Genomic DNA, 22,276 nt, shown 5'->3' with positions numbered 1-22,276 from the left:
GCAATGGCTTTGAGGCCGATGGCGCCGATGCAGGCAATGGCTTTGAGGCCCGCTTCGATTCCGAAGCCCTGTGGCAGCAGCTCGAAACCCAGTTCGGCGCGGATGCGCTGAACGGGCGCCAGGTCCTGATCGTCCGCGGCAATGGCGGGCGCGATTGGCTGGCGGAGCGCCTGCGTGCGGCGGGCGCCGAGGTGTGCGCCGTCGAAGCCTACCAGCGTTCCATCCCCACGCCGGGCAGCATGCAGTGGCAAGCGGTGCGCGACGGGCTCAAGCCGGGCGCGCCGCCACAGGCCTGGCTGCTGACCAGTTCCGAAGCGGTGCGCAATCTCGATGCGCTGGCGCGCCAGGCGCTCAGCCCGCAAGAGCTGGCCTGCCTGCGCCAGGTGCAGTGCATCGCGCCCCATGCGAGAATCGCCGAGCAGGCCGCCGCCCTGGGGTTTTCGCAATTGCTGCGTGCCGCGCCGGGCGACGAGGGGCTGCTGGCGGCTTGCCGCCAGTGGGCCCAGGCGCATGCCGGTCCGCCGGCGCCGATGCCGGTCGCGCTGCCGCCGGCAGGTGACGCGGCCTCCGTTTCCGTACCGGCGGCGGCTCCGTCGCCCCCGCCGGTCCAACCCGTCAATTCACCGCCAGCAACGTCAACGAAGGTCGATCGCGTGACGCAAGACACTACCTCCCCTCCCGCTGCCAGCCCGCCCCACGGGGCCGGCGCCTCGCTGCCCGCACGCGCTACGCCCCGGCTCAATCCATGGTGGCTGCTGCTCATCCTGCTGATCCTCGCCATTGGCGGCGGCTTCTGGTGGTTGCAGCAGCGCGTCGATCACCTGACCCAGGAGCTGGCGCGGCGCCAGCAGAGCAACGATGCGCTGGTGCAGGAAACCCGCGTGCTGTCGCGCAACGCGCAGGACACCGTCAAGGAACTGCAGGCCAAGGTCGGCGCGCTGGACGGCCAGGTGGGCGAGGCGCGCGACAAGCAGGCCGCGCTGGAACAGGTCTACCAGGACCTGATGCGCAACCGCGACGACTGGGAGATCGCCGAGATCCAGCAATTGCTGACCAATGCGGGGCAGCAACTGCAGCTGACCGGCAATGTGCAGGTCGCTCTCGCCGCGCTGCAAAGCGCCGACACCCGCCTGGCGCGTACCGACAAGCCCCAGTACAACCTGCTGCGCCGGGCCATCGCGCGCGATATCGCCCGCATGAAGGCGGTGCCCGACACCGACCTGACCGGCGCGGCCATCAAGCTTGACGAGGCCATCAACCAGGTGGACACGCTGCCGCTGCTGTCCAGCGAACGCATGCTCGAGCGCAGCGAGGCCGATGCGCGCAAATCGGACACCAAGGCCGAGGCCGCCGGCAAGGCCGGTAAGGCAGGGGCCGGCAAGCCCACCAGGAATGGCGTCAAGGACGAAGCCGCGTCGGCCGGCAATGCGGTCGGCAACTGGTTTGGCCGCTTGTGGGGCAATGTGCGCGACGAGCTGATGCAGGTCATCCGCATCCGGCGCGTGGACGATGCCCAGGCATTGCTGCTGACCGGCGACCAGGGCTGGTTCCTGCGCGAGAACGTCAAGCTGCGCCTGCTCAATGCGCGCCTGGCGCTGTTGTCCCGCAACGAGCCGGTGTTCCGCAACGACCTGGCGGCCGCGCAGGCGATGCTGGGGCGCTATTTCGATACCAAGTCGCGCCGCGTGCAGGCCGTGCTGACCCTGCTCAAGCAGGCCCAGGCCGGTGCCGTGACGGTGCAGTTGCCCACCATGGCGGAAAGCCTCGGCGCGCTGCAGGCGCTCAAGAAGGAGTAGCGCATGCGGCTTCTTTTCTGGGTGGCGATCCTGTTTGGCGGCGCGGTCGGGCTGGCGCTGTTTACGCAATTCAACCAAAGCAATGTGGTCCTGTTCTACCCGCCATACCGGGTCGAGCTCTCGCTGAACCTCGCGCTGGCCCTGCTGCTGCTGGCGTTTTTCGTGGTCTGGACCATCCTCACCACCGTGCGCCATCTGTCCGAGATGCCGGCACGCGCGGCGGCTTACCGCGAACGCAGCCGCATGAACCGCGCGCAGGCAGCCTTGCGCGAGGCCATCGAGAACCTGTTCGCCGGACGCTTCGCCCGCGCCGAGCGCACGGCGCGCGAGGCCCAGGCCTGGCCCGAGCAGGCCCAGACCGCGGCGCTGATCGGCGCGCGCGCGGCGCACCGCATGCAGGAAACCGAGCGCCGCGACGCCTGGATGGCGCAGGTCACCGATCCCGAGCGCGAACAGGCGCGGCTGGTGTCGATGGCCGAATTGCTGGTCGACGCGCGCGACGCCGAAGGCGCGCTGGAAACCATCGCGCAATTGCAGTCGCAGGGCTCGCGCCAGATCCATGTGCAGCGCATCGCCCTGCGCGCGCACCAGCACCTGAAGAACTGGGCTGAAGTCCTGCGCCTGGCGCGCTCGCTGGAGAAGCGCAACGCCCTGCATCCGGTGCTCGCGCTGCGCCTCAAGCAGATGGCCTGCGAAGCCCTGCTGGAAGAGCGCCGCCACGACAGCGAGGCATTGCACGATCTCTGGCGCTCGCTATCTGCCGACGAACGCCGCGCGGCCCGCATCGCTGAACCCGCTGCGCGTTACTTCGCCGCGCTTGGCCGCCAGGACGAGGCCCGCAAGATCGTGGAGGACGCGCTCAAGGTCAACTGGGATAGCCGGCTGGTATTGCGCTATGCCGAGTGCGCCGAGCCGGGCCACGCGCTGCCGCAGATCCAGCAGGCCGAGAAATGGCTGGCGCAGCATCCGGTGGATGCGGACCTGTATTACACGCTGGGCATGCTGTGCCTGGGCGAGAAGCTCTGGGGCAAGGCGCAGGCGAGTTTCGAGCGGGCGCTGAAGTATGCGGATGGGGATTTGCAGAAGCGGTTGCGGGTCAGGGCGCATCTGGCGTTGGCGAGGTTGTATGAGGAAACCGAGAGGCCGGAGGAGGCGCAGCGGCATTATCGGGAGAGTGCCATGCTGGCGGCGTGAGGGTTTGTTGCTTGTGGGGTTGACTGCCACGTCAAAGGCTTCACTGCCCAAGAAGCCGTTTCAGAAATGATTCTGGCGTCGTTGCGCGGCCTTGCCGTACCCGTTGTCCTGTCTGTGGCCGCGCGCCTAGCCAGGACCGCTTCGCTTCATTTTGAAACGGCCTCTAACTTCAAAGTCAAAGGTAGTTTCACCTCCCCTTCGGGGAGTCGTATCGCCACGGCTCGCTTCGCATCGCCGTGGGTGTGGCCCGGTACGGGCCTCACATGTCATTGTCTTGCGTCGGTTTGCTCCCCGACTGCGGGAGCGGGTGGGCGCTCGTTATGCCGAGGCATTCAACCCGCAGCCACCGCCTTGCGCGCAAACGCTGCCAGCGCATCCAGCACCTCGTCCGGCTTTTCGCCCATCAGCGCATGCCCGCAGGGCACCGTGACGGTGCTGGCCGAGGCCATCTTTGCCGCCAGTGCCTGCGCGGCCTTGGGCGAGGTCATCATGTCCTTGCTGCCGGTGATGAACAGCGTCGGGCAGCGCACGGCCGCCACCGCGGCATCTCCGTTGGCGTAGGCATTGCACGCCGAGAAGTCGTTATGGAAGACGTGGCCTTCGGGATTGCGCTGCGCCACCCTTTCCATCAGGCGCTGGCTGCCGCCCTGCATCCACGAGCCCGGGCCCGGCGAGGAAGGCTTGTTGGCGAGGCTGGAGTGCGACCAGGCGTTGACCATGGCGATGGCCTGGTCCACGCGGTTGAGCGACGCATCGAGCAAGGTGTCGGCGACCTTCATCGGATAGGCCGTGGCAAGCAGGGCGATGCCGCGCACCGCGTCCGGGTGGCGCGCCGCGGTTTCCAGTGCGATCAGCGATCCCATGCTGTGCCCGAACACCAGCGCAGGGGCGGTCACGCCGGCCGCGCGCACCAGTTCGATCACCCAGTCGGCCATGGCTTCGACCGTCTTGAGCGGCTCGCCCTCGCTGCGGTTGTGCCCCGGCAGGTCCACCGCCAGCACGCTGAAGCCGTGGTGGGCGAACCAGCGCGTCTGCAGGGCCCAGACGCTGTGGTCGTTCTGCGCGCCGTGCACGAACACGGCGCAGGGCAGGGCGGGATCGAAGGGTTTGCCGCCGGTATAGGCATAGGCCTTGCGGCCTGCGATCGTCAGTTCCATCAGGCTTGCCCTCCCTTGCCGTTCATGGCGCGCTCGGCGGCCTTGAGGCCGCGCTTGAGGTCGTCGATCAGGTCGTCCGGGTCTTCCAGGCCGACCGACAGGCGGATGGTGCCTTCGCCGATGCCGGCCGCCTGCAGCGCCGCGGCGTCCATGCGGAAGTGCGTGGTGGAGGCGGGATGGATCACCAGCGAGCGGGCGTCGCCCACATTGGCCAGGTGCGAGAACAGCGCCAGGCTTTCGATAAAGCGCTGGCCCGCGGCACGGTTGCCCTTGAGGTTGAAGCTGAACACGGCGCCCGCGCCGCGCGGCAGCAGGCGCTTGGCGAGTTCGTAGTCCGGGTGGGACTCCAGTTCCGGATAGGCGACCGACTCGACCATCGGGTGCGACACCAGGAACTGCACCACGCGGCGCGCGTTCTCCACATGCCGGGCCATGCGCAGCGGCAGCGTCTCGATGCCCTGTAGCAGTTGCCAGGCGGCCATCGGGTTCAGGCAGGCGCCGAAGTCGCGCAGGCCTTCGCGGCGGGCGCGCAGCAGGAAGGGCGCCACCGTGCTCTCCTCGGTGAACACCATGTTGTGGAAACCGGCATACGGCTCCGACAGTTCGGGGAAGCGCCCGGAGGCTTCGAAGTCGAAGGTGCCGCCTTCCACCAGGACCCCGCCGATGGTGGTGCCGTGGCCGCCCAGGAACTTGGTGGCCGAGTGGTAGAGCAGGCCGGCGCCGTGATCGAACGGCTTGAGCAGGTAGGGCGTGGTGAAGGTGGAGTCCACCAGCAGCGGGATGCCGTTCTCCTGGCCGAGCTGGGCCAGGGTCGGGATGTCGAGCACGTCCAGCCCGGGATTGCCCAGGGTCTCGCCGAACAGCAGCCTGGTCTGCGGCCGGATCGCCGCGCGCCAGGCGTCGATGTCGCGCGCCTGCACGAAGGTGGTCTCGATGCCGAAGCGGCGCAGCGTGTAGTGCAGCAGGTTGTGCGAGCCGCCGTACAGGGCGCTGGACGCCACCACGTGCGAGCCCGCGCCCATCAGGGTGGCCACCGCCAGGTGCAGCGCGGCCTGGCCGGAGGCCACGCCGATCGCGCCAGCGCCGTTCTCCAGGGCGGCGACGCGCTCCTCGAAGACGGCCACGGTCGGGTTGGAAATGCGCGAGTAGACATGGCCCGCGCGCTCCATATTGAATAGCGAAGCAGCATGCTCGCTGTCGCGGAAGACGAAGGAGGTCGTCAGGTGGATAGGCGTGGCCCTGGCCCCCGTGGCGGGGTCGGGGGCGGCGCCGGCATGCAGCGCGAGTGTGTCGAATCGGGTACCGGACATGGCTTCAAGGGCAAGAGTTGTCTCCGGTGCGCATCGTAGCATCCGCTGCCGCCGGCACGCATGGCAAACCGCTCCGGCAGTTTTGGCGCGGCCCGCGCTTTACTTGGGCGGCTGGTTTCGGCTAGGATCGGCGCATCAGGCCGTGCCGGCAGCGGCGGGCAACAAATAGCAAAACAGCAGATTCAGCCAGCGGAGGCCATCATGAAAGTCAGCGACATCCTGCAAATCAAGGGCAACACGCTCTTTACGGTCAAGCCGGATACGTCACTGCTGCTCGCGGTCAATACCATGGCGGAGCACGATATCGGCTCGCTGGTGGTGATGGAATACGGCGAACTGGTAGGCATGCTGACCTTCCGCGAGATCATCAAGACCCTGGCCGCCAACGGCGGTGCCGTCGGCACCACCACCCTGCGCAAGGTGATGGACGACGCGCCGCTCACCTGCACCATGGAAACCGACGTCAACGAGGTCCGCCGCATGATGCTGGAGCGCCACACCCGCTATCTGCCGGTGCTGGACAACCGTACCCTGATGGGTGTGATTTCCTTCTATGACGTGGCCAAGGCGGTGGTGGAAGAGCAGAGTTTCGAGAACCGCATGCTCAAGGCTTATATCCGCGACTGGCCGGAAGAAAAGACCGATTGAGCCTCCTGCCGGGGCGAGGGCCGGGTCGCGTCGGGGCCGATATCCCGCTGCGGCCGGACCCAAGGCGTGCTCCGGCAAGGCGGGTGCGGTCGTGATGAATATGCAAGGTGCCGCAAGAATCCCTTTCCATGGCGTGCCGCGGCTGTGGTAGCGTCTTGCCAGCGACGTCGCCGCCGGGCGCCAGCAAGCCCGTCCGGCTTGCCGGGGTCACCTATTCCTGCCTAAATGAGCCAACAAAACCAATTCCGCCTGCTCGGCAAGCGCCGCTTTGCCCCGTTCTTCTGGACCCAGTTCCTGGGCGCCATGAACGACAACCTGTTCAAGGTTGCCTTTACTTCGCTGGTTACCTACCATACCGCGCTGTTCGAAGGGGTTGACGCCAAGAGTGCAGCGTTCCTGATTTCCGCCATCTTTATTGCCCCCTTCGTGCTGTTCTCGGCGACCAGTGGGCAGATTGCCGACAAGATCGAGAAATCGAAGCTGATCCGGCTGGTGAAGACGCTGGAGATCGGCATCATGCTGCTGGGCCTGGCCGGTTTTGCCCTGCACAGCGCGGCCCTGCTCTATCTGGGCACCTTCCTGATGGGGCTGCACTCGACGGTGTTCGGGCCGGTCAAGTTTGCCTACCTGCCGCAGCACCTGGACGAGACCGAGCTGGTGGGCGGCAACGGGCTGGTGGAAATGGGCACCTTCGTCGCCATCCTGCTCGGCACGCTGCTGGGCGGCGAGCTGGCCGGCCTCACGCACGGCGAACGGATCGTCGGTCCGTTCTATGTCGGCGGCGCCTGCGTGCTGCTGGCGCTGGCCGGCCGGCTGGTGTCCGCGCGCGTGCCGGATTCGCCGGCGCCGCAGCCGGACCTGCGCATCAACTGGAACCCCTTCACCGAGACCTGGCGCAACCTCAAGCTGGCGCGCACCGACCGTACGGTGTTCCTCAGCCTGCTGGGCATTTCGTGGCTCTGGTTCCTGGGCGCCACCTTCCTGACCTCGTTTTTCAGCTTCGCCAAGGACGTGCTGGGCGGCGACCAGAACGTGGTGACGCTCTTGCTGGCGGTGTTCTCGCTCGGCATCGGCACCGGATCGCTGCTGTGCGAGCGGCTGTCCGGGCGCCACGTCGAGATCGGGCTGGTGCCGTTCGGCTCGATCGGCATGACGGTATTTGCGATCGATCTCTTCCTGGCCAGCCACGGCGAGCAGCATGCCGAACTGTCGGGGCTCGCCGGCTTTGCCGCCGACCCACGCCACTGGCGCGTGCTGGCCGACCTGTTCCTGCTGGCGATGTTCGGCGGTTTCTACAGCGTGCCGCTGTACGCGCTGATCCAGAGCCGCTGCGCGCCGACCCACCGGGCGCGCATCATCGCCGCCAACAATATTCTCAACAGCTTCTTCATGATCGGCTCCTCGCTGCTGGCGGTGGCGCTGACGCAGGCAGGCTTCAGCATCCCGCAGCTGTTCCTGGTGGTCGGCTTGCTGAACGCGGTGGTGGCCATCTACATCTACAGCCTGGTGCCGGAGTTCCTGCTGCGCTTTATCGCCTGGATCCTGGTGCACACGGTCTACCGCCTGCAGCGCGTCAACGCCGACCGCATTCCGGCGCAAGGCCCGGCGGTGCTGGTGTGCAACCATGTCAGCTTTGCCGACGCAGTGGTGCTGATGGCCGCCAGCCCGCGCCCGGTGCGCTTCCTGATGGACCACAACATCTTCAAGGTGCCGCTGATGTCGTGGTTTTTCCGCCAGGCCAAGGCGATCCCGATCGCGCCGGCCCACGAGGATCCGCAGATGCTGGCGCGCGCCTATGACGAAGTGGCGCGGGCGCTCGGCGAGGGCGACCTGGTCTGCATCTTCCCCGAGGGCAAGATCACGGCAAACGGCGAACTCAACCCGTTCAAGCAAGGCGTGCAGCAGATCATCCGGCGCACCCCCGTGCCGGTGGTGCCGATGGCGCTGCGCGGGCTGTGGGGCAGCTTCTTTTCCCGCAAGGGCGGGTCGGCCATGTCGCGTCCGTTCCGGCGCGGCATCCTCAACCGGCTCGAGCTGGTCGTAGGCGACCCGATCGCGCCGGAGCTTGCCACGCCGGAAAGCCTGCAGCAGGTGGTGCAGGGCCTGCGCGGCGAATGGCGCTGACGCGCCGTCCGCGTCGCCGGGCCAGCCTGATATCGCCGAGCGAAAGGAGTCGGCAACCATGATCACGCTCTATACCTTTGGGCCGGCATTCGGCCTGCCCGATGCCAGTCCTTTTGTCACCAAGGCCGAGATGCTGCTCAAGCTCGCGGGGCTGCCGTACCGCGCCGAGCGCGGCGGCCTGCGGCGCGCGCCCAAGGGCAAGCTGCCCTATCTCGACGACGAGGGCCGTGTGGTGGCGGATTCCACGCTGATCCGCTGGCACCTGGAAAAGACCTATCACGTCGACCTGGACGACGGGCTGACGCCCGCCCAGCGCGGTACCGCCTGGGCGGTGGAGAAGATGCTGGAAGACAACTTCTACTGGGCGGTGGCCGACGCGCGCTGGAACCATGACGCCAATTTCGCGCGGGGCCCGGCCACGTTCTTCCGCTCCGTGCCCTGGCCGCTGCGGGGGCTGGCGATGCGCTTCGTGCGCGCCAAGATCCGTCGCATCCTGTGGACGCAGGGCCTTGGCCGCCATAGCCCGGCCGACCTAGCCGCGATCGCCAGCCGGGACGTGGCGGCCGTGGCCGATGTGCTGGGCGGGCAGCCTTACCTGATGGGCGACAAGCCCTGCGGCGCCGACGCCACCGTCTTTGCCTTCATGGCCGGCGCGCTGTGCCCTTTGTTCGACACGCCGATCCGCACGGCGGCCGAGTCCCATCCCAATCTGGTCGCCTATGTCGCGCGGATGCAGGCCCGGTATTACCCGGGCCTGGCGCCCGCGCAGGCGGCCTGACGTTGCCGGTGCCGGCCTGAGGGCGGTGCCGCGGCGGGTGCTGGCTGTCCGGCGCCGTGCCGCCGTTCGCCAGGGCCGGGCCAGCCGGGCGGCAAAAGCCTTACAATGTAGCCCGTTCTCCAATTATCACGCCCTCCGCGGTTCCCCATCATGTCCGGCAATACCCTCGGCCTGCTCTTCACTGTCACCACTTTCGGCGAATCGCACGGGCCGGCCATCGGCGCGGTGGTTGACGGTTGCCCGCCGGGCATGGAACTGAGCGAGGCCGATATCCAGATCGATCTCGACCGCCGCAAGCCGGGCACTTCCCGCCACGTCACGCAGCGCCAGGAAGCCGACCAGGTCGAGATCCTGTCCGGCGTGTTCGAGGGCAAGACCACGGGTACGCCGATCTGCCTGCTGATCCGCAATACCGACCAGCGCAGCAAGGACTACGGCAATATCGTCGAGACCTTCCGGCCGGGGCACGCCGACTACACCTACTGGCAAAAATACGGCATCCGCGACTATCGTGGCGGCGGCCGTTCGTCGGCGCGCCTGACGGCGCCGGTGGTGGCGGCGGCGGCGGTGGCCAAGAAATGGCTGCGCGAGCAATACGGCACCGAGATCCGGGGCTATATGTCGCAACTGGGCGAGATCCGCGTGCCCTTCGTGGACTGGACGGAAGTGCCGCAGAATCCCTTCTTCGCCCCCAATGCCGAGATCGTGCCGGAACTGGAAACCTATATGGACGCGCTGCGCCGCGACGGCGACTCCGTCGGCGCGCGCATCGAGGTGGTGGCCAGCCATGTGCCGGTAGGCCTGGGCGAGCCGCTGTTCGACAAGCTCGACGCCGATATCGCCCATGCCATGATGGGCATCAATGCCGTCAAGGGCGTGGAGATCGGTGCCGGGTTTGACAGCGTCAGCCAGCGCGGCAGCGTGCATGGCGACGAGCTCACCGCCGAAGGGTTCCGCGGCAATAACGCCGGCGGGATGCTGGGCGGCATCTCGACCGGCCAGGACGTGACCGTTTCGATCGCGATCAAGCCGACTTCCAGCATCCGCACCCCGCGCGAATCCATCGACAAGGCAGGTCAGCCCGCCACGGTGGAGACCTTCGGTCGCCACGATCCCTGCGTGGGCATCCGCGCCACCCCCATCGCCGAAGCCATGCTGGCACTGGTGCTGATGGACCACGCGCTGCGCCACCGTGCCCAGTGCGGCGACGTCAAGGTCGATACCCCGCGCATTCCTGCCCAGTCACCGCAGTCCAGCCAGTCGCGCTGAGTTGGCGCAGGCGGAACCGCACGCCCATGCCCCGGCTGCCGGGCGCGTCTCCGAGACGCGCTTTGGCTTGTTTTACCTCGGCTATTACGGCTATGTCGGCGTCATCTCCCCCTATGTAAGCCTGTTCTTCGCCGGGCGCGGTTTTACCCCGGTGCAGATCGGCGTGCTGATGGCATGCTTCCAGGTCAGCCGCATCGTCGGCCCGTATTTCTGGGGCTGGCTGTCGGACGTGATGCATACCCGGGTGCGCCTGCTGCGCCTGGCTGCCGTCACGGCCCTGTTGGCCTTCCTGATGGTGCCCGGCGTGACCAGCTACGGCGGCATGATGGCGATGATGATCGGGCTGAACCTGATCACCAGCGCCATGTCGCCGTTGGGCGACGCGCTCACCATCTCCACGCTGCGCCGCTACGGCGCCTTTGACCACCGCTACGGGCGCATCCGCATGTTCGGCTCGGCCGGCTTCATCGCGGCCGTGCTGCTGGGCGGGGCGTTGTTCGAGCAATTCGGCATGGAGATGTTCCCGTGGCTGGCGAGCAGCATGCTGGCGCTGTTCCTGGTGGTGGTGTTCGGCATGCGCGACGCGCCCGAGGAAGGGCCGCGCGTCAGGCCGCCGCCCGCGCTGCCCTTGCTGCGCCGGCCCGACGTGGCGTGGTTCTTCGGCTCGGCCTTCCTGATGATGTTTGCCCACGCCGCGCTGTACGTGTTCTATTCGCTCTATCTCGAGCAGCTTGGCTACAGCAAGTTCGCCATCGGCGTGATGTGGACCATCGGCGTGGTCGCGGAGATTGTTTTCTTTTTCTACCAGGGGCGCCTGTTTGGCAGCGTGCCGCTGCGGGCCATCCTGACAGGCACCTTTGTGCTGGCTGCGATCCGCTTCGGCCTGACCGGATATCTTGCCAAGCTGTCGTGGCTGATGGCACTGGTGCAGGTGCTGCATGCGGCCACCTTCGGTGCGCATCACAGTGCCAGCCTGAAACGCCTGCAGCGCTGGTTTGCCGGCCCGTTGCAAGGCCGCGGACAGGCGCTCTACACCGGCCTTTCCTATGGCCTTGGCGGTACCTTGGGCGGGCTGGCGATGGGCTGGACCTGGAAGGCGCTGGGCCCGGCCCATACCTTCGGGCTGGCCGCGCTGGCGGCGGCCGGCGGTGCGCTGTGCGCGCTGATGACCTTCCGTACGGAAGCCGCTGCCGAGGCCGCCGCCGCGCGGTGACGGGCGGCGGGCGCCGGCGTGCTCAGACCAGGCCTGCCACGTACCCGGCCAGCGCCAGCGAGGAGGTCAGCCCAGGCGATTCGATGCCGAACAGGTTGACCAGTCCAGGTACGCCGTGGGTAGCGGGACCATCGATGCGGAAATCCGCCGCCGGCTCGTCCGGCCCGCTGATCTTGGGGCGGATGCCGGCATAGCCCGGCTGCAGCGCGCCGTCGGCCAGTTCCGGCCAGTAATTCCGTACTTCACCATAAAAGCTGTCGGCATCGGCCGGGTCGACGCTGTATTCGATCTCGTCGATCCAGCGCACATTGGGGCCGAAGCGTGCCTGGCCGCCGAGGTCGATGGTCAGGTGCACGCCCAGCCCGGCGGCTTCCGGCACCGGATAGATCAGCCGCGAGAAGGGCGCGCGTCCTGCCAGCGTGAAATAGCACCCCTTGGCGTAGTGCTGCGGCGGCACCTGTCCGGCCGGCATGCCCTCGATGCTGCGTGCCAGCGCCGGTGCCGTGAGCCCGGCCGAGTTGATCACGGTACGGGCCAGCAGCGTGGTGCCGGCCGCGTCATCCTGGCTGCCGACGTCCAGCCGGATGCCATCCGGCGTGACGGCGCCGCCTGCTACGGGCGACTGCACCGCCAGCATGGCGCCGGCGTTCTCGGCGTCGCCCAGCAGGGCCAGCATCAGGCCATGGCTGTCGATAATACCGGTGGAGGGCGAGAGCAGGGCGGCGCGGCACCGCAGGTTTGGCTCCAGCGCCTGCGCCTCGGCCTGGCCGAGCAGTTGCATATCATGCACGCCGTTGGCGGTGGCCTTGGCCCGGATGCTCTCCAGTGTGGCGACCTGGGCGTCGGTGGTGGCCACGATCAGCTTGCCGCAACGCCGGTGGCTGATGTGGCGCGAGGCGCAGTAGTCGTACAGCATGGCCTTGCCGCGCACGCACATCGCCGCCTTGAGCGAGCCCGCCGGATAGTAGATGCCGGCATGGATCACTTCGCTGTTGCGCGCGCTGGTGACGGTGCCGAAGGTGTTCTCCGCTTCCAGGATGATGACCTCGCGGCCTTGCAGGGCCAGTTGCCTCGCCACGGCGAGGCCCACCACGCCCGCGCCGATCACTACGCAATCCACTTGCTCCATTGTCTTCCTCTTGTTCTTTGCTGTTTTCCGTTGTTGCCGGGACGGCGGTGACTGCTGCGGCTGGCTTGCGCCTGGTGTGGCAAGGCTAGCCCAACGCCAGCTGCGGCGTTCAGGGGCTGACCGAGGCCGGTGAGGCACGGGTTGTGCGCTGCCTGCACGATGGCATGGCGGAAAGGCCCGGCGGCCGCGGCGCTGGCGAAATCCTCCGCATGCCGGCGCATGTCCGCCAGCGCGGCGCGAATGGCTTGCAGGTCGTTGCCGCTACCTCGCTGCGCGGCCATTCCCGCGCAAGCGCATTCCACCACCATACGCAGTTCGAACAGCTGGGCCAGGGTAGGGCCGCCTTGCGGCGCGCCGAGCATGCGCCATACCTGGCTGGATGGGTTGGTTTGGCAGCCTGTCAGACAGATTTCGGCAAAATTCTGTGAGCAAACCGGCCCGGCGTCAAGGCGCGGGCCAGCCCGCGCGGGATTCGTGCTCAAGGTTTGCCGTGAATGCGCCGATAGCAAGCCAGATGCGATGCGCTATTCACACGGTACCTTGCGGCAGCTTCTTGCCGGACTACGCGCATGGCCGTCGGCCCCGCGCGGCGTTCCGGCGGGTTCATGCAGCCGTGCCCCGTGTTGCGCGCCTCGCCAGGTGGTGGCCGGGGGACTTCCGTCCCGCGGCCGCCGTTGGATCCGCCATGCCCCGCAGGTGGGCGCACACCGCTCTCTTTCCATGATTGCACTCACACCCAACGATCTCCCGGTCGGGCAACCCTTGCCCTGGTCCTTGCTGGACGAGGGCGGAAACCTTGTGCTCGGAAGCGGCAGCGTGATCCCGGAAGAGCGCGATATCGCCCTGGTTTTCCGCCATGGCGCCGTGTGCCGTCCCACCAGCGAGCCGGGTGAGCAGGCGGAAGGCGCCCGGCCGGCCCACGTCGGGCCGCTCGGGCTGCAGGTCGGCACGCTGCTGCAGATCAAGTCGCAAGGCCAGGTCGGACGTGCCGCCGCCAGCCGGCTGATCGGTTTCGTCGAACAGGGCTTGTTCGTGACCTGGCCGCAACTGGGCGGAAAGGAATTGCAGCTCCAGCCTGGCGAGACCATCCTGCTGCGCGGATTCTCCGGTCACGCCATCCTCAGTTTCGAGTCCACCGTGACCGCGATCTGCCGCAGTCCGTTCCGTTACCTGGTCTTGTCGGCACCCGCGGAGTTGAAACAGATCCCGGTGCGCAAGGCGGCCCGCGTGCCGACCCGGCTGGCTGCCTACCTGGTGGATCCCGGCGGCGGCGCGGCGGACGAGGCGCCGGACGGGGCCCAGGCCGACGCCGCGTACCCCCTCCAGCCGTCCCGGCTGGTGTTGCTGACAGACCTGAGCACCGGCGGTGCGCAGGTCGAGCTTGCAGGGCCGGTGCCGGCGCCCGGCACGCCGATACGCTTGTGCTTTCACCTGCGCACCGCCGCTCTGGACAGCGAGATCATGGTCGACGGCGTGGCGCGCAGCCCGTTGCCGGCACCGGCCGATGCCGATTTCCCGGTGTTCGGCGTCGCCTTCGACATGCTCGGCGAACGCGAGCTGACGCTGTTGCAGTGCTTTATCTACGAACAGTTGCTGGCCAGTGCCAGCATGCAGGTCCCGGGCTGAAGCCTGGCGCTGTGCCGCCCAGGTAGGGGGCGCGTTTGGCGTTGCCGGACGCCAGGCCGCGCTACCGGCATTCGCCGGTGTTGCCAGCGACCTCCCGCCTGCGGGCCCGAGAAGACAAAAAAAGCGGCACCGGATCGGGTGCCGCTTCTGCGTCTAGCTGGCCCTGGGGCCGGCTTACATATTCACGTAGTTCGGGCCGCCGCCGCCTTCCGGCGTCACCCACACGATATTCTGCGTGGGATCCTTGATGTCGCAGGTCTTGCAATGCACGCAGTTCTGCGCGTTGATCTGCAGGCGCTCCTTGCCGTCGTCGTTCTGCACGAACTCGTATACGCCGGCAGGGCAGTAGCGGCTTTCAGGCCCGGCAAACTTGTCCCAGTTGACGTTGACGGGCACGCTTGCATCCTTCAGCGTCAGGTGGGCCGGCTGGTTTTCCTCGTGGTTGGTGTTGCTGATGAACACCGAGCTGAGGCGGTCGAAGGTCAGCTTGCCGTCCGGCTTGGGATAGACGATCTGCTGGCACTCGGCGGCCGGCTTGAGGTAGACATGGTCCGGCTTGTCGCGGTGGATGGTCCAGGGCGGGTTGCGGATGCCCAGCTTGGGCAGCAGCCATTGCTCGATGCCGGTCATCAGCGTGGCGGTGGTGCGGCCTTTCTTGAACCACTGCTTGAAATTCTTCGACTGCAGCAGTTCCTTGTGCAGCCAGCTGTTCTCGAAGGCGGTCGGGTAGGCCGTGAGTTCGTCGTGCTGGCGGTTCGCCTGCAGCGCTTCGTACGCGGCCTCGGCGGCCATCATGCCGGTCTTGATGGCGGCATGGCTGCCCTTGATGCGCGAGGCGTTCAGGTAGCCCGCATCGCAGCCGACCAGGGCGCCGCCCGGGAATACCGTCTTGGGCAGCGACAGCAGGCCGCCGGCCGTGATGGCGCGCGCGCCATAGCCGATGCGCTTGCCGCCCTCGAAGTACTTGCGGATCTCCGGGTGCGTCTTGAAGCGCTGGAATTCCTCGAAAGGCGAGAGCCAGGGGTTGGTGTAGTCCAGGCCGACCACGAAACCCACCGCCACCTTGTTGTCTTCCATGTGGTACAGGAAGGAGCCGCCATAGGTGGCCGGGTCCAGCGGCCAGCCGGCGGTGTGCACTACCAGGCCAGGCTGGTGCTTGGCTGGGTCGATCTCCCACAGTTCCTTCAGGCCGATGCCGTAGCTCTGCGGATCCTTGCCGGCATCGAGCTTGAACCTGGCGATCAGCTGCTTGCCAAGGTGGCCGCGCGAGCCCTCGGCGAAGATCGTGTACTTGGCATGCAGCTCCATGCCGAGCTGGAAGTTTTCGGTGGGCTCGCCTTCTTTGTTGATGCCCATATTGCCGGTGGCCACACCCTTGACCGAGCCGTCGTCGTTGTAGAGCACCTCTGCGGCCGGGAAGCCGGGGAAGATCTCAACGCCCAGGCCTTCGGCCTGCTGCCCCAGCCAGCGCACGAAATTGGACAGGCTGACGATGTAGTTGCCGTGGTTCTGGAAGCATTCGGGCAACAGCGGGGCGCCCTTGCCGCCGGTTTCGTCCAGGAACAGGAACTTGTCCTCGGTCACCGGCTGGTTGAGCGGGGCACCCAGTTCCTTCCAGTTGGGGAACAGTTCATTCAGCGCGCGCGGGTCCATGATGGCGCCGGACAGGATGTGGGCGCCGGCCTCGGAGCCTTTTTCCAGCACGCAGACATTGACTTCGCTGCCTTTCTCCTGGGCGAGCTGCTTCAGGCGGATGGCAGTAGCCAGGCCGGCGGGACCGCCGCCGACGATGACCACGTCGTATTCCATGGCCTCGCGGGGGCCGTATTGCTCCAGGAGCTGTTGCTGATTCATTGTCTCTAACCCTCTATTCTTGGCAACTTGCGCGCAATTGTGGGAAATGCCGTGTCCGGTGATACGGGGAATGCGATGATCGGGGGGAACAAGGGGGCAAGGGATCGGAAACCGGCGGCGCCGATGGCGGCGGTCTGCGCGATTTTCCTCTTTCCCTTTGCGGCCCGAGTTCTTAGAATCTCCGGCATTGTCCGGGACTCGCCATGGTCAGGCAAGATTTTTTTTGGAACGACCGTTCTTTTTTTTGATATGCTGCCTTCCATTTCGCCTGGGCAGTTTCGTGCGGAGCACCCGGTGAACGCGGCCATGGCAGGCGCCGCCGGGGGTTCCCGAACATAGAGGTCAATATGGGATTGTCGATCAATCTGGAAGGCAAGGTTGCGCTGGTGACAGGCGCGTCGAGCGGTCTGGGCACGCGTTTTGCCCACGTGCTGGCGTCCGCCGGCGCCAAGGTGATACTGGCGTCGCGGCGCACCGAACGGCTCAAGGAGCTGCGTGCGGCGATCGAGGCCGAAGGGGGCAGCGCCCATGTGGTGCGGCTCGACGTGACCGATCCCGACAGCATCCGCGCTGCCGTGGCGCATGCCGAGACCGAGGCCGGGGCGATCGATATCCTGGTCAATAACTCGGGCGTGTCCACCACCCAGCGCCTGACGGACGTGACGCCCGACGATTTCGATTTCGTCTTCGACACCAATACGCGGGGCGCATTCTTCGTGGCGCAGGAAGTGGCCAAGCGCATGATCGCACGCGCCAAGGGGGCCGAGAAGAACGGCAATCCGCTGCCGCAGTCCCGCATCGTCAATATCGCCTCGGTGGCCGGGCTCAAGGTGCTGTCGCAGATCGGCGTGTACTGCATGAGCAAGGCCTCGGTGGTGCACATGACCAAGGCCATGGCGCTGGAATGGGCGCGCCATGGCATCAATGTCAATGCCATCTGCCCCGGCTATATCGATACCGATATCAACCACCATCACTGGAACACCGACGCCGGCCAGAAGCTGATCCAGATGCTGCCGCGCAAGCGCGTGGGCAAGCCCGAGGACCTGGATGGCCTGCTGCTGCTGCTGGCGTCCGACCAGTCGCAATTCATCAACGGCGCCATCATCACCGCCGACGACGGCATGGTGTAGGCGGCTGCGGGCCGCTGCGCCCGCATGCAGGCAAGTCCGCCCCGCCGCGCGCCATAAGCGCGGGCAGGGCGCGTTGTGCGTTGGCCCTGGGCTTATCCGGTCCCCTTGGGCGTGACGTGCGCGGCGGCTTGCCGGGCAGCCTGGCGGCGCGGGCCGCGGTAGGGCGTGCGCCCGTGTACTGCGCGGCGTGGAAGCGAGCAAAAATTCCCGCGTGAGCCGCAGTCTTGGCATAATCCCCATGTCTTGAGATTAAGTCTTTACATAATTCAAAGAATATCCGCGAACGGCCGCAAGCGCCGCGCGGACCGGACCGGAGGCCGGGGAGATGCAAGCAGATCGGGAGGGACGGCGCGACGCCGACCCGCAACAAATCGCGGCCATGCCGGACGAGACTGGCGCCAGCCAGTCATTGGGAAATGACCGGGAAGGCGGCCAGGAAAGCGGTTTCAGGGTTTCGCCGCGGCTCGAGGACTGGGTCGGCGTGATCGTCATGGCGCTGCTGGTGTGCATCACCTTTGCCAACGTGGTGGTCCGGTATTTCACCGATGAGTCCTTTGCCTGGACCGAGGAATTCTCCGTTTTCCTGATGATCGTGCTGGCGCTGGTGGCCGGCAGCGCCGCGGTGGCGCGCGACCGCAATATCCGCATCGAATTCTTCTTCGAGCGCGGCAGCGCGGCCCGGCAGCGGCGTCTTGCGGTGTTGTCGGCGCTGGCCGTGGCGGCGATGTTCGTCGCGCTGGCGGTGCTGGGCGCGCGCATCGCGTGGGATGAATACACCTTTGGCGAGACCTCGCCCGGCATCGGGGTGCCGAGCTGGTGGTACTCGGTCTGGCTGCCACTGCTGTCGGCCGCCATCGTGCTGCGCGCGCTGGGCGTGGCGGCGCGCAACCTGCGTGCGCTCAGGGCGTTGCATGCCGAACGGGCGGGCGGCGCCGCGGCTCCGGAGGCCGCGCCATGACCCTGGTCGCCATCATCCTGTTCGCGGTCTTTATCGGCCTGATGCTGCTGGGCGTGCCGATCGGCGTGTCGCTGGGCCTGGGCGGCCTGGTTGCGATCGGCTTGTCCAACCTCGACACCCAGATGTTCGGCCTGCTGGCCGTGCCGCAGAATTTCTATGCCGGCCTGGGCAAGTACCCGCTGCTGGCGATCCCGATGTTCGTGCTGGTCGGTTCGATCTTCGACCGCTCCGGCGTGGCGCAGCGGCTGGTGACCTTCGCCATCGCCATCGTCGGGCGCGGCCCCGGCATGCTGCCGCTGGTGGCCATCCTGGTCGCCATGTTCCTGGGCGGCATCTCGGGCTCCGGCCCGGCCAACGCGGCCGCGGTGGGCGGCGTGATGATCGCGGCGATGTCGCGCGCCGGCTATCCGGGCGCGTACAGCGCGGCCGTGGTCGGCGCCGCCGCCGCTACCGACATCCTGATCCCGCCTTCCGTCGCCTTCATCATCTACAGCGTGCTGGTGCCCGGCGCCTCGGTGCCGGCGCTGTTCGCCGCCGGCATGATCCCCGGCATCCTGGCTGGCGTGGCGCTGATCGTGCCGGCCGTGTGGCTCGCCCGCAAGCACAATATGGGTGCGATCGAGGCCGGCCTGCCGCGTCCGCCATTCTGGAAGAGCCTGCGCGAGGCAGCCTGGGGGCTGGTCGCGCCTTTCCTGATCCTGGGCGGCATGCGCGCGGGCTGGTTCACGCCCACGGAGGCGGCCGTGGTGGCTGTGGTGTACGGCCTGTTCGTCGGCATCGTGATTTACCGCAGCATCGGCATGCGCGACCTGTTCGTGATCTTCCAGGAAGCCGCCGAGACGTCCGCGGTGATCCTGCTGGTGGTGGCGCTGGCCGGCATCTTTGCCTATGCCTTGTCCACGCTTGGGGTGATCGACCCGCTGGCCAATGCCATCGCGCATTCGGGGCTGGGCGAGTACGGCGTGCTGGCGCTGATCGTGGCCTTGCTGATGACGGTGGGGATGTTCCTCGACGGCATCTCCATCTTCCTGATCTTCGTGCCGCTGCTGCTGCCGATCGCCAATGCCTTCCACTGGAACCCGGTGTGGTTTGGCGTGGTGCTGACGCTCAAGGTGGCGCTCGGGCAGTTCACGCCGCCGCTGGCCGTGAACCTGATGGTCTCGTGCCGGATCGCGCGCGTGCGCATGGAAGAGACCGTGCCATGGGTGATCTGGATGCTGCTGGCCATGTTCGTCGCCATGCTGATGGTGCTGGCCTATCCGCCGCTGGCCACCTGGCTGCCGGATTACCTGGGTTATTGACCCTGCCGGACAACTGCGGGCAGCGGGAAAGCCGCCGCCCGCAGTGCAGGATAGCGCGATGGGTCATGCTGCGCATCGCGCGCAACGCAACACACAAGAAGCAAGAAACGCACAACATATCCCAAGAGGAGAGAGTCCGATGAAACGCCGTGCCCTGATGCTGTCGCTGGCAGCCACCATCGCCGCTGCCGCCCTTGCGCCTGCCGGCGCCATGGCGCAAAGCTACAAAGCCGAATACAAGATGTCGCTGGTGCTCGGCCCGGCCTTCCCGTGGGGCAAGGGCGGAGAGATCTGGGCCGACCTGGTGCGCCAGCGCACCAGCGGCCGCATCAATATCAAGCTCTACCCCGGCACCTCGCTGGTGGCGGGCGACCAGACCCGCGAGTTCTCGGCGATCCGCCAGGGCGTGATCGACATGGCGGTCGGTTCGACCATCAACTGGTCGCCGCAGGTCAAGGAGCTGAACCTGTTCTCGCTGCCGTTCCTGATGCCCGACTACAAGGCGCTGGACGCGCTGACCCAGGGTGAAGTGGGCAAGTCGATCTTCGCCACCCTGGACAAGGCTGGCGTGATGCCGCTGGCCTGGGGCGAGAACGGCTTCCGCGAAGTCTCCAATTCCAAGCGGGAAATCCGCAAGCCGGAAGACCTGAAGGGCATGAAGCTGCGTGTGGTGGGCTCGCCGCTGTATATCGAGACCTTCAATGCGCTCGGCGCCAACCCGACCCAGATGAGCTGGGCCGACGCGCAGCCGGCCATGGCTTCCGGCGCGGTGGATGGCCAGGAGAATCCGCAATCCGTGTTTGCCGCCGCCAAGCTCTACACGGTGGGCCAGAAGTTCGTCACTACCTGGGGCTATGTGGCCGACCCGCTGATTTTCGTGGTCAACAAGCAGATCTGGGAAAGCTGGACCCCGGCTGACCGCGAGATCGTCAGGCAGGCCGCCATCGATGCCGGCAAGCAGGAAACCGCGCTGGCCCGCAAAGGGCTGGTCGAGGCGGGCGCGCCGGCCTGGAAGGACATGGAAACCCACGGCGTCAAGGTGTCCCAGCTGACGCCGGCCGAGCACGATGCCTTCCGCAAGGCTACGGCCAAGGTCTACGATAAGTGGAAGAAGCAGATCGGCGCGGACCTGGTCGGCAAGGCCGAAGCGTCGGTCGCCAAGCGCTAGGCGGCGAGGGCGACAGCCGGCTTGGGGCCGCCCGCAGGTGGTACCCCCTCGTCGGGTGGTTTGTTGCTGGATTGGCAACGCAATCGTCGTCAATGATGACAAAACCCGACCTTGGTTGGGTTAGCTTGTTACAATCCGCGATCGGCGGGGTGTGCGGAGCACATTCTCGCCGCTCGATTTCCTGAACCCGTCGCCCCCGTCCTAGCCGGAACGCTATGCTGAACAATTCCTGCCGCGCCACCTTGCTTGCCAGCCTGACCGGCCTGACCTTGTCGCTTTCCGCCGCCGGTGCATTCGCCGCGGCAGAGCCGGTTCCGCCATCGGCAGCACTGGCGCCGCTGACGGCGGTCGGCGGCAATCCGCGGGCTTCGGCTGCTTCGCTGGGATTGGTGTCGGAGCTGCAGCAGCGCCTGCGCGACAGGTCGGTGCGCGAGCTGCGCACCAGCTACAACGGCGACTACGGCACCACGCTGATGCTCGCGGACGACCAGGTGGTGTGCTATGTGGCGTTGTTCTACCAGAAGAATCTCTGGCGGGTGTTCCGCTTCGAGTCGATCGGGGCGGCGGAGCAGGCTTACCGCCAGGTGACCCAGCAGAGCGCCGCCTGGGCCAGCGACGATATCCGCCGCCAGGTGCTGGCCTCGCAAAAACGCGCGTTCGACAAGGCCCTGCAAGAGACCGAGGCGCGCGCCAATGCGCTCAACGAAGACGTGCGGGTGATGCAGGCGCAGCGCCAGCGTATCGCCGAGGAACAGAAGGCGTCGCGCATCGAAGTCCAGAGCGCCGAAATCGAAAGCCGTGCCTCGCGCCTGCGTCTGGAGCAGTTGCAGGAGCAGATCCGCCGCATGGAATCCTCGCTGTCGGATGCCGGGCTGGCCATTCCCGGGGTCCCCTCGAACTCGAACGATCGTCCGCTGCGCCGTTAAGCGCTCGCCAGGCGTCCATGCAGCGGCCGGCCGGCGTCGACCGGTGCCGGCGGCAGCTCCCTTGGTGGCTCGCCGGGGGCGCGGCGAGCGCTTTCTCCGCCGTGCCTCGTCCCAGGCTCTGCGCGTCCCGCACGGGCAGCGCTGCCCGGTTTGCCCGGGCCGTCCGTTCCCTTCTGAAATTTCCGGACGCAGAATCAGATTTGTCTGATGGCTGCGCTCCACTCGCCTCGCTATGATCATTTGCTGACCAGCTCTGCCCGGACAGGCCGGCGAGCTTGCGTTGCGATCGCGTTTCGGAGGTGAGTCGTGTCCCATGCCAATTTCCCGAGGTTTTTAGTAGGCCAGAACGTGCCGCCGCCGTGGGGCACGAATTTCGAGACGCGTGACGCACTGGAGGCCATGCGCGCCGAAGCCGTCAGGAGCCATCTCGCCGCCACGGCACCCGTGCAGGCGCGCGCACGCGCGGCCGCGCTGCGCCGGGCGCGCAAGGGGGGGCTGGCGAGCGGCGCACTCGGCGGGGGGCTGGCCGTTCTTGCGGTGTGGCTGGTTACCGCTTCGGTCATTGGCAACGGGGCACCGGCTACGGCTACGGCATCGGTATCGGCGCCGCCAGCAGCCGCACCCGCACCCGCTTTCCCGGCAGGCGCGCAGGAGGGCGCGCAAGCGGTGGCCCGCAGCGCGCCGGTGGCGGC

The 22,276-nt window shown here is 67.1% G+C and carries 16 protein-coding genes and 3 pseudogenes; 14 read left to right on the top strand and 5 right to left on the bottom strand.

Annotated features, from left to right (window positions below; genetic code table 11):
• Positions 1 to 1,796: fused uroporphyrinogen-III synthase HemD/membrane protein HemX (gene hemDX, locus P3W85_RS26700; protein WP_276266963.1), on the top strand; the 1,796-nt coding region annotated here is incomplete at its 5' end.
• Positions 1,797 to 1,799: 3 nt separating this feature from the next.
• Positions 1,800 to 2,990: a heme biosynthesis protein HemY gene (locus P3W85_RS26695; protein WP_276266962.1), complete on the top strand. Its 1,191-nt coding sequence runs from the start codon at positions 1,800 to 1,802 to the stop codon at positions 2,988 to 2,990.
• A gap of 332 nt (positions 2,991 to 3,322) precedes the next feature.
• Here the strand turns inward: P3W85_RS26695 and P3W85_RS26690 are convergent, their stop codons facing one another.
• Both P3W85_RS26690 and P3W85_RS26685 read right to left on the bottom strand, forming a co-directional pair.
• The gene (locus tag P3W85_RS26690; protein WP_017231198.1) at positions 3,323 to 4,147 is read right to left on the bottom strand and encodes an alpha/beta fold hydrolase; all 825 of its coding nucleotides are present in this window, start codon (positions 4,145 to 4,147) and stop codon (positions 3,323 to 3,325) included.
• Entirely contained in the window at positions 4,147 to 5,457 is a 1,311-nt protein-coding gene (locus tag P3W85_RS26685) for an O-acetylhomoserine aminocarboxypropyltransferase (RefSeq protein ID WP_017231197.1), read from the bottom strand. Before P3W85_RS26685 ends, P3W85_RS26690 begins: the two co-directional genes overlap by 1 nt.
• Before the next feature lie 201 nt (positions 5,458 to 5,658).
• Between P3W85_RS26685 and P3W85_RS26680 the strand changes: the two genes are divergently transcribed.
• The 5 genes and pseudogenes from P3W85_RS26680 to P3W85_RS26660 form a co-directional block, all read left to right on the top strand.
• Entirely contained in the window at positions 5,659 to 6,105 is a 447-nt protein-coding gene (locus P3W85_RS26680; RefSeq protein WP_017231196.1) for a CBS domain-containing protein, read from the top strand.
• 225 nt (positions 6,106 to 6,330) lie between these two features.
• Complete coding sequence (locus P3W85_RS26675) at positions 6,331 to 8,229, top strand: MFS transporter (protein ID WP_017231195.1); 1,899 nt, start codon at positions 6,331 to 6,333, stop codon at positions 8,227 to 8,229.
• A 58-nt stretch (positions 8,230 to 8,287) separates the two neighbouring features.
• Positions 8,288 to 9,007: a glutathione S-transferase C-terminal domain-containing protein gene (locus tag P3W85_RS26670; protein ID WP_276266961.1), complete on the top strand. Its 720-nt coding sequence runs from the start codon at positions 8,288 to 8,290 to the stop codon at positions 9,005 to 9,007.
• Between the two features lie 150 nt (positions 9,008 to 9,157).
• Positions 9,158 to 10,276, top strand: coding sequence for a chorismate synthase (aroC, locus tag P3W85_RS26665; protein ID WP_276266960.1), 1,119 nt, complete (start codon positions 9,158 to 9,160; stop codon positions 10,274 to 10,276).
• 67 nt (positions 10,277 to 10,343) lie between these two features.
• A pseudogene (locus tag P3W85_RS26660) lies at positions 10,344 to 11,584 on the top strand (MFS transporter); the annotation flags it as partial.
• On the opposite strand, the gene P3W85_RS26655 reads toward P3W85_RS26660, so the two are convergent.
• Positions 11,512 to 12,618, bottom strand: coding sequence for an NAD(P)/FAD-dependent oxidoreductase (locus tag P3W85_RS26655; protein WP_276266959.1), 1,107 nt, complete (start codon positions 12,616 to 12,618; stop codon positions 11,512 to 11,514). The pseudogene P3W85_RS26660 and the gene P3W85_RS26655 overlap by 73 nt on opposite strands.
• Before the next feature lie 122 nt (positions 12,619 to 12,740).
• Positions 12,741 to 13,001, bottom strand: a pseudogene (locus P3W85_RS45605) (FCD domain-containing protein); the annotation flags it as partial.
• 337 nt (positions 13,002 to 13,338) lie between these two features.
• Here P3W85_RS45605 and P3W85_RS26645 point away from each other — a divergent pair.
• Positions 13,339 to 14,244: a flagellar brake protein gene (locus P3W85_RS26645; protein ID WP_276266958.1), complete on the top strand. Its 906-nt coding sequence runs from the start codon at positions 13,339 to 13,341 to the stop codon at positions 14,242 to 14,244.
• Between the two features lie 174 nt (positions 14,245 to 14,418).
• On the opposite strand, the gene P3W85_RS26640 is transcribed toward P3W85_RS26645, so the two are convergent.
• On the bottom strand, positions 14,419 to 16,098 hold the full coding sequence (locus tag P3W85_RS26640) for an electron transfer flavoprotein-ubiquinone oxidoreductase (RefSeq protein ID WP_276266957.1): 1,680 nt from the start codon (positions 16,096 to 16,098) through the stop codon (positions 14,419 to 14,421).
• Between the two features lie 347 nt (positions 16,099 to 16,445).
• Between P3W85_RS26640 and P3W85_RS26635 the strand changes: the two genes are divergently transcribed.
• From P3W85_RS26635 to P3W85_RS26610, 6 genes and pseudogenes are all read left to right on the top strand, one after another.
• Positions 16,446 to 17,231 (top strand): SDR family oxidoreductase, encoded by a 786-nt coding sequence (locus P3W85_RS26635; RefSeq protein ID WP_017228855.1) that lies wholly within the window; start codon positions 16,446 to 16,448, stop codon positions 17,229 to 17,231.
• Between the two features lie 379 nt (positions 17,232 to 17,610).
• Positions 17,611 to 18,189, top strand: a complete 579-nt coding sequence (locus P3W85_RS26630) for a TRAP transporter small permease (protein ID WP_430869626.1) — start codon at positions 17,611 to 17,613, stop codon at positions 18,187 to 18,189.
• On the top strand, positions 18,186 to 19,490 hold the full coding sequence (locus P3W85_RS26625) for a TRAP transporter large permease (RefSeq protein WP_276266955.1): 1,305 nt from the start codon (positions 18,186 to 18,188) through the stop codon (positions 19,488 to 19,490). The genes P3W85_RS26630 and P3W85_RS26625 overlap by 4 nt, the downstream gene beginning before the upstream one ends.
• Positions 19,491 to 19,629: 139 nt before the next feature.
• Positions 19,630 to 20,658, top strand: a complete 1,029-nt coding sequence (locus P3W85_RS26620; RefSeq protein WP_276266954.1) for a DctP family TRAP transporter solute-binding subunit — start codon at positions 19,630 to 19,632, stop codon at positions 20,656 to 20,658.
• Positions 20,659 to 20,873: 215 nt separating this feature from the next.
• Positions 20,874 to 21,584 carry a DUF2968 domain-containing protein gene (locus P3W85_RS26615; protein WP_017225001.1) on the top strand — a complete coding sequence of 237 codons (711 nt, stop codon included), beginning with the start codon at positions 20,874 to 20,876 and terminating at the stop codon, positions 21,582 to 21,584.
• A 306-nt stretch (positions 21,585 to 21,890) separates the two neighbouring features.
• A pseudogene (locus P3W85_RS26610) lies at positions 21,891 to 22,276 on the top strand (hypothetical protein); the annotation flags it as partial.

This window comes from Cupriavidus basilensis, assembly GCF_029335485.1.
In the GTDB taxonomy this organism is placed as follows: domain Bacteria; phylum Pseudomonadota; class Gammaproteobacteria; order Burkholderiales; family Burkholderiaceae; genus Cupriavidus; species Cupriavidus basilensis_E.
The sequence above is the reverse complement of the archived record's forward strand: the minus strand, read 5'-3'. Positions and strand labels throughout refer to the sequence as shown.